The organism is Halomonas sp. PGE1, assembly GCF_013000985.1.
Lineage (GTDB): Bacteria > Pseudomonadota > Gammaproteobacteria > Pseudomonadales > Halomonadaceae > Halomonas > Halomonas alkalicola.
Genome location: NZ_CP053032.1, coordinates 809,516 through 821,823 on the forward strand (window position 1 = coordinate 809,516; position 12,308 = coordinate 821,823).

Annotated in this window: 11 protein-coding genes; 10 read left to right on the forward strand and 1 reads right to left on the reverse strand. The window is 67.5% G+C overall.

Annotated elements, in window-relative coordinates:
- Positions 1–31 precede the first annotated feature (31 nt).
- On the reverse strand, positions 32–1,678 hold the full coding sequence (locus tag HIR79_RS03900) for an AMP-binding protein (protein ID WP_169957248.1): 1,647 nt from the start codon (positions 1,676–1,678) through the stop codon (positions 32–34).
- A 240-nt stretch (positions 1,679–1,918) separates the two neighbouring features.
- On the opposite strand from HIR79_RS03900, the gene HIR79_RS03905 reads away from it, so the two are divergent.
- From HIR79_RS03905 to HIR79_RS03950, 10 genes are all read left to right on the forward strand, one after another.
- Positions 1,919–2,692: an enoyl-CoA hydratase gene (locus HIR79_RS03905; RefSeq protein ID WP_086511946.1), complete on the forward strand. Its 774-nt coding sequence runs from the start codon at positions 1,919–1,921 to the stop codon at positions 2,690–2,692.
- Between the two features lie 44 nt (positions 2,693–2,736).
- Positions 2,737–3,633, forward strand: coding sequence for an enoyl-CoA hydratase/isomerase family protein (locus tag HIR79_RS03910; RefSeq protein ID WP_169957253.1), 897 nt, complete (start codon positions 2,737–2,739; stop codon positions 3,631–3,633).
- Positions 3,630–4,826 carry an acyl-CoA dehydrogenase family protein gene (locus HIR79_RS03915; RefSeq protein ID WP_086511948.1) on the forward strand — a complete coding sequence of 399 codons (1,197 nt, stop codon included), beginning with the start codon at positions 3,630–3,632 and terminating at the stop codon, positions 4,824–4,826. Before HIR79_RS03910 ends, HIR79_RS03915 begins: the two co-directional genes overlap by 4 nt.
- Before the next feature lie 9 nt (positions 4,827–4,835).
- Entirely contained in the window at positions 4,836–5,978 is a 1,143-nt protein-coding gene (locus HIR79_RS03920; protein ID WP_086511949.1) for an acyl-CoA dehydrogenase family protein, read from the forward strand.
- Positions 5,979–6,020: 42 nt separating this feature from the next.
- The gene (locus HIR79_RS03925) at positions 6,021–7,202 is read left to right on the forward strand and encodes an acyl-CoA dehydrogenase (protein ID WP_086511950.1); all 1,182 of its coding nucleotides are present in this window, start codon (positions 6,021–6,023) and stop codon (positions 7,200–7,202) included.
- Positions 7,203–7,246: 44 nt separating this feature from the next.
- Entirely contained in the window at positions 7,247–8,008 is a 762-nt protein-coding gene (locus tag HIR79_RS03930) for an electron transfer flavoprotein subunit beta/FixA family protein (RefSeq protein ID WP_169957256.1), read from the forward strand.
- A gap of 28 nt (positions 8,009–8,036) precedes the next feature.
- Positions 8,037–8,987, forward strand: a complete 951-nt coding sequence (locus HIR79_RS03935; RefSeq protein ID WP_169957258.1) for an electron transfer flavoprotein subunit alpha/FixB family protein — start codon at positions 8,037–8,039, stop codon at positions 8,985–8,987.
- 11 nt (positions 8,988–8,998) lie between these two features.
- Complete coding sequence (locus HIR79_RS03940; protein ID WP_254914262.1) at positions 8,999–10,513, forward strand: 3-hydroxyacyl-CoA dehydrogenase; 1,515 nt, start codon at positions 8,999–9,001, stop codon at positions 10,511–10,513.
- 259 nt (positions 10,514–10,772) lie between these two features.
- Positions 10,773–11,543, forward strand: coding sequence for an ABC transporter ATP-binding protein (locus HIR79_RS03945; RefSeq protein WP_169957260.1), 771 nt, complete (start codon positions 10,773–10,775; stop codon positions 11,541–11,543).
- Positions 11,540–12,286: an ABC transporter ATP-binding protein gene (locus HIR79_RS03950; protein WP_086511954.1), complete on the forward strand. Its 747-nt coding sequence runs from the start codon at positions 11,540–11,542 to the stop codon at positions 12,284–12,286. Before HIR79_RS03945 ends, HIR79_RS03950 begins: the two co-directional genes overlap by 4 nt.
- The last annotated feature ends 22 nt before the right edge of the window (positions 12,287–12,308 follow it).

Consider the following 12,308-nt stretch of genomic DNA (forward strand, 5'->3'; position numbering starts at 1 on the left):
CGTTGCGGATTGGGTAAAAGGTAGCCTCGCGTCATACCAAGCCCTGGGCGGCCTGCTCGCGCAGCTTGAATTTCTGAATCTTGCCCGAAGGCGTGCGCGGCAGCTCGTCGAGCACCACAAGGAACTCCGGCTGGTACTGTCGCGTCACCTTGCGCTCGTTCAGAAAGGCGCAGACCTCCTCAAGGGTCAGCGACTGATGCCCCTCCTTGAGGGCTACGTAGGCACATAGCCGCTCGCCTAGGCGTTCATCGGGTTTGCCCACCAGGGCCACGGCCTGGATCGCCGGATGTTGGTAAAGCGCGTTCTCGATATCGACGATGGGGATATTCTCGCCGCCGCGGATCACCACGTCCTTGGAACGCCCGGTAATGCGCACGTAGCCCTGCTCGTCGAGGCGCGCCAGGTCGCCGGTGGGAAACCAGCCCTCGTCATCCACTCCGTAGAGCTCCGGCTGCTTGAAGTAGCCGACAAAGAGGCTGGCGCCGCGCATGTAGAGGGAGCCCTCCTGGCCGGGGGGCAGGGGATTGCCCTCCATGTCGGTGACCTTGAGCTCGATATAGGGCAGCGGCGCGCCGTCGGTATGCACGGCACGCTTGGGGTCGTCCTCGGGCAGGGTGGTAGTCACCGCGCCGTTCTCGGTCATGCCCCAAGCGGAAATGATCCGCGTAGGCAGGTTGCGTGCGGCCTTTTCCACCAGGGGGCTGGGGATCGGTGCACCGGCGGACAGGAAGAGCGTCAGCGACTGCAGGTCCGGGCCGTGCTCGATGGCCTGCTCGGCGATATCGGCCAGGAAGGGGGTCGCACCGAGCATCAGGCTGGCCCGTTCGGCACGGATGATGGCCACGGCCTCTTCCGGCAGCCAGGTGTCCTGCAGAACGGCGGTGCTCTTGAGGTAGATGGGCAGCAGCAGGCCGTAGAGGAAGCCCAACTGGTGGGCCAGCGGAGAGGGCATGAAAATGGTGTCCGCCTCACCCAAGGACAGGCGTTCCGCCATAGGGCGGATATTGCTGAGCAGGGTGTTGGAGGTGTGCATCACTCCCTTCGGTTTCCCGGTGGTGCCGGAGGTGTAGAGGATTTGCACCACGTCGTCCCCGGAGGGGCGGCGCTCCTGAAACAGGGCGGCAGTGTCGATCTCGGTTTCCCAGGCGCGCTCCAGCAGCACCCGTTCGAAGCTGTCCTCCCCCTCGCTACCGATCACCAGAATATGCGCCAGCTTCGGTAGCGAGCGCTTGAGCTCATGGGCCATGGCGCCGTGGTCGAACTTGCGGAAGGTCTGTGGAACCACCAGCACCTTGCTCTCGGCCATGCCCAGCATGAACTCGAGCTCATGCTCGCGGAAGATCGGCATCAGCGGGTTGAGCACGGCGCCGATGCGCACGCAGGCGAGATGCAGCGCGGTCATCTGCCACCAGTTGGGCAGCTGGCAGGAGACGATATCGCCCTTTCTTACCCCCAGCTCAACCAGCCCCACTGCGATGCGAGTAACCTTCTCGTTCAGCTCGCGGTAGCTCAGTTCGACGCGGCTGCCGTCTGCCATGCGGTAGGTGATGATGGCGGCCTTCTCCCCGGCGGAGGTCACCGCCTCGTCCAGGTAGTCTGCAATGATCTTGTCGTTCCAGGCACCTAGCTCGACCATGGATTGCCTGCGCCCGGGCGTCAGATTCGTATGGATTGGCATGTAAGCTCCTGAAAATAAATTGTTTTTGGTCAATCTTTGTTTAAGAAAAGGCGCTGCCATCGCCGTACGCCTTGAGGAAAGCTAGATCACGATAAAAAATATGTCAATACATTGTCTTTTATTTTGGGGCTGGCTAGACTCGAGTCCAGATCGGGCCGTGTCCGGACCGAGTGATGCGACAACACGCTGTCATGAATCGCGCCGGGGAGCCCTTCCGGCCATGGCACTCTGGAGGCATCCATGTACGAGAATCTGCAGGTCGAGCGCACGGGCGCCGTCGGTGTGATTACTCTCTACCGACCCGACGCCCACAACGCCTTGAACGGAGCGCTGATGCGCGAGCTGGGCTGTGCGCTGCGCGCCTTCGAACAGGACGACGCCATCGGCGCCATGGTCATCACCGGCGGGGAGCGGGTCTTCGCCGCCGGGGCTGACATCAAGGAGATCCAGTCGCTGACCTTCTCCGAGACCTATCTCTCGGACCTCATCACCAGTGACTGGGAAGAGGTGACCCGCTGCCGTAAGCCGGTGATCGCTGCGGTGGCCGGGATGGCCCTGGGCGGCGGCTGCGAGCTGGCCATGATGTGCGACCTGATAATCGCCGCCGACACGGCCCGCTTCGGCCAGCCCGAGATCAAGGTGGGCACTCTGCCTGGCGCCGGCGGCACCCAGCGGCTGACCCGCGCCATCGGCAAGGCCAAGGCCATGGACCTGTGCCTGACCGGGCGCCTGATGGCGGCCGACGAGGCCGAGCGCAGCGGCCTGGTGAGCCGGGTGGTGCCGGCGGAGCGGCTGCTGGACGAGGCGATGACCGCGGCGGCCCAGGTCGCCTCGATGTCGGCGGTGGCGGTGCGGCTCAACAAGGAGGCCGTCGAGCGGGCCCAGGAGACAACGCTGGCCGAGGGCGTGCGCTTCGAGCGCCGGCTGCTGCACGCCAGCTTCGCCACCGAGGACCAGAAGGAGGGCATGCAGGCCTTCATCGAGAAACGCCCGCCGGTCTGGCGGCATCGCTGAGCCCCCTGGCTCGGCCGACAACAACCACCGGGAGAGAACACGCCATGTGCAACCCCGTCACCCTGACCCGACACGGAAACTGCGGCCTGATCACGCTCTTCAGCCCGCCGGTGAATGCCCTGAGCCAGGCCGTCCGGTCGGGGCTCGTGGCGGCCCTGGATGCTGCCCTGGAGGACCCCCAGGTGGCGTGGATCCTGCTGCAGTCCGGCGGGCGCTGCTTCTCCGCCGGGGCCGATATCAAGGAGTTCGGCAAGCCGCCCCAGTCTCCGGTGCTGCCCGAGGTGATCGATGCCATCGAGCGCTCTCCCAAGCCCGTGGTGGCCTGGCTCCACGGCGTCTCCCTGGGGGGCGGACTGGAGTTGGCCATGGCCTGCCACTACCGCCTCGCCGCGCCCGATGCGCGCTTCGGCCTCCCTGAGGTCAAGCTGGGGCTGATTCCCGGCGCCGGCGGCACCCAGCGCCTGCCGCGCCTCATCGGGCTGGAGGCGGCCCTCGAGATGATCCTCTCCGGGGAGCCCATCGGTACCCGACAGGCCCATGAACTGGGGCTGGTGGATGGCGTGGCCGACCAGGGGCATACCCCCGAGGCGGCGCGCCTCGCCATGGCGGCGGAGCTGGCCGGACAGGGCGTGCGCCCCACGCGGGAGCGTGAGCTCGTCGCTACCGGGCAGGCGCCGCTCGCGTGGCTGGCCGCCCAGCGCGAGTCGCTGGCGCTGCCCGCTTCGGGGGATCTCGCCCCCCTCAAGGCCGTCGAGGCCCTGGAGGCGGCCATGACCCACCCCTTCGACAAGGCGCTCGCCCGCGAGCGCGAGCTCTTCCTGGAGTGCCTGGCCTCACCCCAGCGCCAGGCCAAGGTCGAAGCCTTCCTGGCTCGCGGCCGCGACAGCCGCTCCCTCAACGCAGGCGGCGGCGGAGACACCACAAGAGGGACCACCGCATGAATATCCATTTCAGCGAACAGGAGCTGGCCTTCCGCGATGAGGTCAGGGCCTTCCTGGCGGCCGAGCTGCCCGCCGATATCGCCGCCAAGGTGCGGCTCGGCAAGAAGCTCACCAAGCAGGATCATCAGCGCTGGCAGGCGATCCTTCACCGCCGCGGCTGGTACGCCGCCAACTGGCCGGTAGAGCACGGCGGCACAGGCTGGAGCGTGGTGGAGAAGCATATCTTCGAGGAGGAGTGCGCGGCAGCGGGTGCGCCGCGGCTGATCTCCTTCGGTGTCAACATGGTGGCGCCGGTGATCATCCGGTTCGGCACCCCCGAGCAGAAGGCCCACTACCTGCCGCGCATCCTCGACGGCACGGACTGGTGGTGCCAGGGCTACTCCGAGCCCGGCGCCGGCTCCGACCTGGCCGCGGTGAAGACCCGGGCGGTGCGCGAGGGCGACCACTACATCGTCAATGGGCAGAAGACCTGGACCACCCTGGGCCAGCACGCCAACTGGATCTTCTGCCTGGTGCGCACCGACCCGGAGGCCAAGCCCCAGGCGGGCATCTCCTTCCTGCTGATCGACATGGAGAGCCCCGGCATCTCGGTGCGGCCGATCATCACCCTGGACGGCGCCCATGAGGTCAACGAGGTGTTCTTCGACAACGTCCGGGTGCCGGTGGCGAACCTGGTCGGTCAAGAGAACGACGGCTGGACCTGCGCCAAGTACCTGCTGACCCACGAGCGCACCGGCCAGGCCGGCATCGGCATCTCCAAGGCGGCCCTGGCCCACCTCAAGGAGGTCGCCCGCCAGGAGGTGATCGACGGTCGCCCGGCTCTTGAGGACCCGCTGCTGCGACAGCGCATCGCCGAGGTGGAGATGCGCCTGATGGCGGTGGAGATGAGCACCCTGCGCATCCTCGCCCGGGCTCAGGCAGGCGGTGTGCCAGGCGCGGAGAGCTCGATCCTCAAGATCACCGGCTCCGAGATCCGCCAGGCGATCAGCGATCTCGCCCGCCGGGTGCTGGGGCCCCACGCCCTGCCCTTCCTGGCCGAAGAGATGCAGCTCGAGCATGACGGCGAGCCGCTGCACGCTGACTACAGCGTGGCGCCAGCCGCCCAGTACCTGAACCTGCGCAAGCTGTCGATTTACGGCGGCTCCAACGAGATCCAGAAGAACATCCTGGCGAAGGCCCAGCTGGGCTTATAGGAGACCACCATGGACTTTTCCTTCAGTGACGAGCAGCAGATGCTGCAGGACATGCTGGCCCGGCTGGTCAGGGAGCACTACGGCTTCGAGCAGCGCGACCAGGTGCAGCGCAGTGCGCCGGGCTTCAGCGAGTCCTTCCAGGCCCAGCTGGCCGAGCTTGGCGTGCTGGCGGTGCCCATCGACGAGGCCTACGGCGGCATGAGCGGCAGCGGCGTCGAGAACCTGGTAGTGATGCAGGAGCTCGGCCGCGGCCTCTGCCTGGAGCCCTACCTGGAGTCGCAGATCCTCGGCGGCGGCCTGGTGCAGGCGCTGGGCAGCGAGGCCCAGCGCGAGGCCCTGCTGCCGGCCCTGGCCGCCGGCGAACTGCGGCTCGCGGTGGCCAGCGAGGAGCCGCGCACCCACTATCGGCCCGAGTGGACCGAGACCCGCGCCGAGCGCGTTGCCGACGGCTGGCGGCTCTCGGGCCGCAAGTCGGTGGTGATCGGCGGCCAGGCCGCCCACAAGGTGCTGGTGCTGGCGCGCACGGCGGGCGAGCCCGGCGAGCGCGACGGCCTCTCGCTGTTCCTGGTCGACCCGGCCGCCGAGGGCGTGCAGCGCCGTGTCTATCCCACCATGGCGGGCCCCTGGGCCTGCGACCTCACCCTCGATGGCGTGATGCTGGCCGATGACGCCCTGCTGGGCGCAGCCGGTGGCGCCTTCAAGGCCCTGGACCACCAGCTGGGGCGCGCCATGGCGGCCCAGTGCGCCGAGGCGGTGGGCAGCATGCAGCAGGCCTGCGAGCTGACCCTGGACTACCTCAAGACCCGCCAGCAGTTCGGCAAGCCTATCGGCCGCTTCCAGGTGCTCCAGCACCGCATGGTGGACATGACCACCGAGCTGGAGCTGGCCACCTCCATGACCATCCTCGCCGCCTGCGTGGCCGACGCGCCGGCAAGCCTCGAGCGCAGCCGACAGCTGATCGCCGCCCAGCACGTGGTCAAGCGCGCGGCCCAGTTCATCGCCGAAGAGGCGATCCAGCTCCACGGCGGTATCGGCATGACCTGGGAGTACAGCCTCGCCCATCATGCCCGCCATCTGGTGATGCTCGGCCACCGCTTCGGCGATGACGACCGTCACCTCAAGGCCTACGCCGACCTTCTCGAGGCCAGCTGACGCTGGTCTGCGCCCCTAACGACAACGACAGGAACCTTCGCCGTGTCCCAGAACCCCGCTTTCCATTGGCAAGACCCGCTGCTCCTCGACCAGCAGCTCACCGAAGAGGAGCGCATGGTGCAGCAGAGCGCTGCCCAGTTCGCCGCCGACAAGCTCGCCCCCCGCGTGCTGGAGGCCTTCCGCCACGAGCAGACCGACCCGGCCATCTTCCGCGAGATGGGCGAGACCGGCCTGCTCGGCGCCACCATCCCCGAGCAGTATGGCGGTAGCGGCCTCAACTACGTCTGCTACGGGCTGATTGCCCGGGAGATCGAGCGCGTGGACTCCGGCTACCGCTCCATGATGAGCGTGCAGTCCTCCCTGGTGATGGTGCCGATCAACGCATTCGGCAACGAGGCCACCAGGCAGAAGTACCTGCCCAAGCTCGCCAGCGGCGAGTGGATCGGCTGCTTCGGCCTCACCGAGCCCAACCACGGCTCCGACCCCGGCGCCATGGTGACCCGCGCCCGCCGGGTCGACGGCGGCTATCGCCTCACCGGCAGCAAGATGTGGATCACCAACAGCCCCATCGCCGATGTCTTCGTGGTGTGGGCCAAGGACGACGAGGGCGATATCCGCGGCTTCGTGCTGGAGAAGGGCTGGGAGGGGCTCTCCGCCCCGGCGATCCACGGCAAGGTGGGGCTGCGCGCCTCGATCACCGGCGAGATCGTCATGGACAGCGTCTTCGTGCCCGAGGAGAACATGTTCCCCGAGGTGCGCGGCCTCAAGGGTCCCTTCACCTGTCTCAACTCGGCGCGCTACGGCATCAGTTGGGGGGCGCTGGGTGCCGCCGAGGACTGCTGGCACACCGCGCGCCAGTACACCCTGGACCGTCAGCAGTTCGGTCGGCCGCTGGCCGCCAACCAGCTGATCCAGAAGAAGCTGGCCGACATGCAGACCGATATCTGCCTGGCCCTGCAGGGCTGCCTGCGGCTGGGGCGCATGAAGGACGAGGGCACCGCCGCGGTGGAGATCACCTCGATCATGAAGCGCAACAGCTGCGGCAAGGCGCTGGATATCGCCCGCCTGGCCCGCGACATGCTGGGGGGCAACGGGATCAGCGACGAGTTCGGGGTGGCGCGCCACCTGGTCAACCTCGAGGTGGTGAACACCTACGAGGGCACCCACGACGTTCACGCCCTGATTCTGGGTCGGGCGCAGACCGGCCTCCAGGCCTTCTGCTGAGCCCCGGCTCGGCGCACCCAACAACAAGCTACGGGAGATACGCCATGAAAGTCCTCGTCGCGGTCAAGCGCGTCATCGACTACAACGTCAAGATCCGGGTCAAGCCGGACAATTCCGACGTCGACCTCACCAACGTCAAGATGGCCATGAACCCCTTCTGCGAGATCGCCGTGGAAGAGGCGGTGCGCCTGAAGGAGAAGGGCGTGGCGACCGAGGTCGTCGCCGTGACCATTGGCCCCAAGGCCGCCCAGGAGCAGCTGCGCACCGCCCTGGCGCTGGGCGCTGACCGCGCCGTGCACGTCGAGACCGACGAGCGCGTCGAGTCGCTCGGCGCCGCCAAGGCGCTGGCCAAGCTGGTGGAAGAGGAGCAGCCGGGCCTGGTGATCCTTGGCAAGCAGGCCATCGACACTGACAACAACCAGACCGGCCAGATGCTGGCGGCCCTCACCGGCCTGCCCCAGGGCACCTTCGCCTCCGAGGTGAACATCAGCGGCGACGGGGGAGATAAAAAGCTTCAGGTGACCCGCGAGGTCGACGGCGGCCTGCAGACCGTCGAGCTGACCCTGCCCGCCATCGTCACTACCGACCTGCGCCTGAACGAGCCGCGCTACGCCAAGCTGCCGGACATCATGAAGGCCAAGAAGAAGCCGCTTTCCGTCACGACCCCGGCGGAGCTGGGCATCTCGGTCGCCAGCCGGGTCAAGCTGCTCAAGGTCGAGCCGCCGGCCGAGCGCCAGGGCGGCATCAAGGTGGGCTCCGTGGACGAGCTGGTCGATAAACTCAAGAACGAAGCCAAGGTGCTTTGATAACAGTGCTTTGATAGGAGCTGATCTCATGAGCATTCTGGTACTCGCGGAACATCACGACGGCGCCCTGGCCGGCGCCACCGCCCATGTGGTGGCGGCCGCCCAGGCCATCGGCGGCGATATCGACGTGCTGGTGGTTGGCGAGAATGTGGCCGCCATCGCCCAGGCCGCGGCCAAGCTGGACGGCGTCTCCCGCGTGCGCGTGGCCGACCACGCCGCCTACGCCCACCTGCTGGCCGAGCCCACCGCGGCGCTGATCAACGAGCTGGTCGGCGACTACACCCACCTGCTGGCCGCGGCCTCCACCACCGGCAAGAATGTGCTGCCCCGCGTCGCGGCCCTCAGGGACGTGGCGCAGATCTCCGAGATCATCGCGGTGGTGTCTCCGGATACCTTCAAGCGCCCGATCTTCGCCGGCAACGCCATCGCCACGGTGCAGAGCGAGGACATCCTCAAGGTGATCACCGTGCGCACCACCGGCTTCGATGCCTGCCCTGATAGAGGGACCGAGGGTGGCAGCGCCGCCGTCGAGGCGGTGGACCTGTCCTTCACGAAAGGGGCCGACAACGCCCAGTCCACCTTCGTCAAGGAGGAGCTGGCCAAGTCCGACCGTCCCGAGCTGGGTGCCGCCAAGGTGGTGATCTCCGGCGGCCGCGGCATGGGCAGCGGCGAGAACTTCACGCTGCTCGACGCCATCGCCGACAAGCTTGGCGCGGCCATCGGCGCCTCTCGTGCCGCGGTGGACGCCGGCTTCGTGCCCAATGACATGCAGGTGGGCCAGACCGGCAAGATCGTGGCGCCCGAGCTCTACATCGCCGTGGGCATCTCGGGGGCCATCCAGCACCTGGCCGGCATGAAGGACTCCAAGGTGATCGTCGCCATCAACAAGGACGAGGAGGCGCCGATCTTCCAGGTGGCCGATTACGGATTAGTTGGCGACCTGTTTGAGGTCCTGCCCGAGCTGGAAAGCAAACTCTGAGGAGGTGAGGCGTGGCGGAATCAGCCAAGGAGAGGATCGGCGTCGTCGGCAGCGGCGTGATGGGGCGAGGTATCGTCCAGCTGTTTGCTGTGGCGGGCCATCAGGTGTGGCTGCATGACAGTCGCGAAGGGGCCATCGAGGAAGCCCTGAGATTCATTGGCGAGCTGCTGGAGCGCTCGGTGGCCAAGGGGCGCCTCTCGGCGGAAGAGCGGGAGGCGACGCTTGCCCGTATCCGCCCCAGCGATGGCCTGGCCGGGCTCGCCGAGTGCGACCTGGTGATCGAGGCGATCGTTGAGAACCTGGAGGCCAAGCAGGCGCTGCTGCGCCAGCTGGAAGAGGTGGTCTCCCATGAGGCGATACTGGCCAGCAATACCTCTTCGCTGTCGGTGACGCGCCTCGCCAGCGCCTGCCGCCACCCCGAGCGGGTGGCGGGCTACCACTTCTTCAACCCCGTGCCGCTGATGAAGATCGTCGAGGTGGTGCGTGGTGAGCTGACCCGCCCCGAGGTAATCGCGCGGCTCGAGCGGCTGGCCCGGGAAGCCGGCCACTTCCCGGCGCTGACCCCGGACACTCCCGGGTTTCTGGTCAACCACGCCGGGCGCGCCTACGTTCCCGAAGCACTGCGCCTGCTGGACGAGGGGATCGCCACGCCGGCGCAGATCGACCGCATCCTCTGCCTCTCTCTGGGGTTCCGCATGGGGCCCTTCGAGCTGCTCGACCTCATCGGCCTCGATGTGAGCCATGCGGTGATGGAGTCGATCTACCGTCAGTTCTATGACGACCCCTACTACACGCCCTCCTGGCAGGTGCCGCGGCGCATCGCCGCCGGCCTACTGGGGCGCAAGGCCGGTCAGGGCTTCTATCGCTACGAAGAGGGCAAGCGGATCGAACCGGAGGTGACGCCACCGCCGGCGGTCCCCGTCACGCGCCCCTTCTGGCTGGATCGCCGGGAGCCCGGGTGGCGTGAGCGCATCGCCCGCCTGGCCGAGGAGGCCGGCTCGCGGCTGGAGGAGGGCGCGACCCCTTCGGCGGAGGCCATCTGCCTGGTGACGCCCATTGGGGAGACGGTGAGCGAGACCATCGCCGAGCGGGGCCTGCCGGCCGAGCGCACCCTGGCGCTGGAGACCCTGGCCGGCTTCGACGCCTGTCGGGTGCTGATGCGCCACCCCGCCATCGACGAGGAGGTGCTGGCCCAGGCGAGCGCGGCCCTCGGCGCCGATGGGGTGCCGGTGGAGGTGATCCACGACTCGCCGGGCTTCGTGGCCCAGCGCATCCTCGCCTTCATGGTCAATATCGGCAGCGAGATCGTGCGCCGCGGCGTGGCCGAGCCGGCCACCCTCGACCGTGCCGTCAAGCTGGCGCTGGGCTACCCGCAGGGCCCGCTGGCCTTCGGCGAGCGCTTCGGGCCCCAGACCTTCGCCCGGGTGCTCGGCTGTCTCCACGACCACTATGGCGAGCCACGCTACCGTGTCAGCCCCTGGCTGAAGCAGCGCATCGCGCTGGGGTTGCCCCTGGTCGTCGAGTAGAGGCGAGGAGCAGGGCAAGGAACCGGCTCTCCCGGGGAGCGTCGTCCGGGGGCTTGGACAGGCATCACTCTGCGTCTGCCGGAGGGGTGCCTGCCGCCCATTAAAGACAATATATTGTCATTTATCATGAATTGGCGCGCTTGATATCCGGCTATATCGAGGTGGTTAAAAAATTATATGTCTACACATTGATATATTTTCGGGCGGTCCTACACTCGACAGACAATCCTGCCGAACTTCAGACAATCACAAAGGTGGCATGATGGGCAGTGCAATACTCGAGGTACGCAACCTGACCAAGGAATTCCGCGGCTTCACCGCCGTGGACGATGTCAACCTGCAGGTCCAGGAGGGGCATATCCACGCCCTGATCGGCCCCAACGGGGCGGGCAAGACCACGGTCTTCAACCTGCTCACCAAGTTCCTGCCGCCCACCCGGGGCGAGATCCTCTACCGCGGCAAGCCGATCACCGGCATGAAGGCCAACGAGATCGCCCGCCTGGGCCTGGTGCGCTCCTTCCAGATCTCCGCGGTGTTCGGTCACATGACCGCGATGGAGAACGTGCGCGTGGCCCTGCAGCGGCCCATGGGCACCTCCTTCCACTTCTGGAAGTCCGAACGCACCCTCGACCACCTCAACGACCGCGCCATCGAGCTGCTCGAGGAGGTGGGCCTGCGCGAGTACGCCGACGTGCTCACCGTGGAGATGCCCTACGGGCGCAAGCGGGCGCTGGAGGTGGCCACCACCCTGGCCATGGATCCCACCATGATGCTGCTCGACGAGCCGACCCAGGGCATGGGCGCCGAGGACGTCGACCGCATCGTCGAGCTGATCCGCCGGGTGGCCCGCGGGCGCACCGTGCTGATGGTGGAGCACAACCTCAGCGTGGTCAGCCGGCTGTGCGATCGCATCACCGTGCTGGCGCGCGGCGCGGTGCTGGCCGAGGGCGACTACGCCACGGTCTCCGCCGACCCGCGGGTCAAGGAGGCCTACATGGGCAGTGACGCGGAAGAGGAGGCCAGCGCATGAACCAGCCAGCCGAGAGCCTGATGGAGTACCAGGACCGCGACGGCGCCGAGATGCTGCGCGTCCGCGACCTGCACGCCTTCTACGGCGAGTCGCACATCCTCCACGGCGTCGACTTCGACGTGAAGCGCGGCGAGCTGGTGACGCTGCTGGGGCGCAACGGCGCCGGGCGCAGCACCACCCTCAAGGCGATCATGAACATGGTCGGCCGGCGCACCGGCTCGATCATGATCAACGGCACCGAGACGCTGGGCATGGCGGCCCACCGCATCCCGCGGCTGGGGATCGGCTACTGCCCCGAGGAGCGCGGGATCTTCGCCAGCCTCGACGTCGAGGAGAACCTGCTGCTGCCGCCCACGGTGCGCTCCGGCGGGATGTCCATCGACGAGATCTACGAGATGTTCCCCAACCTCTACGAGCGGCGGCGCAGCCAGGGCACGCGGCTCTCCGGGGGCGAGCAGCAGATGCTGGCCATGGCGCGGATCCTGCGCACCGGGGCGCGGCTGCTGCTGCTCGACGAGATCACCGAGGGGCTGGCACCGGTCATCGTCCAGGCGCTGGGCCAGGTGCTGGTCAAGCTCAAGGAACGCGGCATGACCATCGTGCTGGTGGAGCAGAACTTCCGCTTTGCAGCACCCCTGGCCGACCGCCACTTCGTGATGGACCACGGCCTCATCGTCGAGGAGATCTCGGCGGCCGAGCTGCCGAGCAAGCGCGAGCATCTGCACACCCTGCTGGGCGTGTGAGCCGGGTCTAACAGGAGACTTT

Bases quoted from the DNA above. Each gene is read 5' to 3' on its own strand.
- HIR79_RS03900 (WP_169957248.1), bottom strand. From the start codon at position 1,678: ATGCCAATCCATACGAATCTGACGCCCGGGCGCAGGCAATCCATGGTC.
- HIR79_RS03905 (WP_086511946.1), top strand. From the start codon at position 1,919: ATGTACGAGAATCTGCAGGTCGAGCGCACGGGCGCCGTCGGTGTGATT.
- HIR79_RS03910 (WP_169957253.1), top strand. From the start codon at position 2,737: ATGTGCAACCCCGTCACCCTGACCCGACACGGAAACTGCGGCCTGATC.
- HIR79_RS03915 (WP_086511948.1), top strand. From the start codon at position 3,630: ATGAATATCCATTTCAGCGAACAGGAGCTGGCCTTCCGCGATGAGGTC.
- HIR79_RS03920 (WP_086511949.1), top strand. From the start codon at position 4,836: ATGGACTTTTCCTTCAGTGACGAGCAGCAGATGCTGCAGGACATGCTG.
- HIR79_RS03930 (WP_169957256.1), top strand. From the start codon at position 7,247: ATGAAAGTCCTCGTCGCGGTCAAGCGCGTCATCGACTACAACGTCAAG.
- HIR79_RS03935 (WP_169957258.1), top strand. From the start codon at position 8,037: ATGAGCATTCTGGTACTCGCGGAACATCACGACGGCGCCCTGGCCGGC.
- HIR79_RS03945 (WP_169957260.1), top strand. From the start codon at position 10,773: ATGATGGGCAGTGCAATACTCGAGGTACGCAACCTGACCAAGGAATTC.
- HIR79_RS03950 (WP_086511954.1), top strand. From the start codon at position 11,540: ATGAACCAGCCAGCCGAGAGCCTGATGGAGTACCAGGACCGCGACGGC.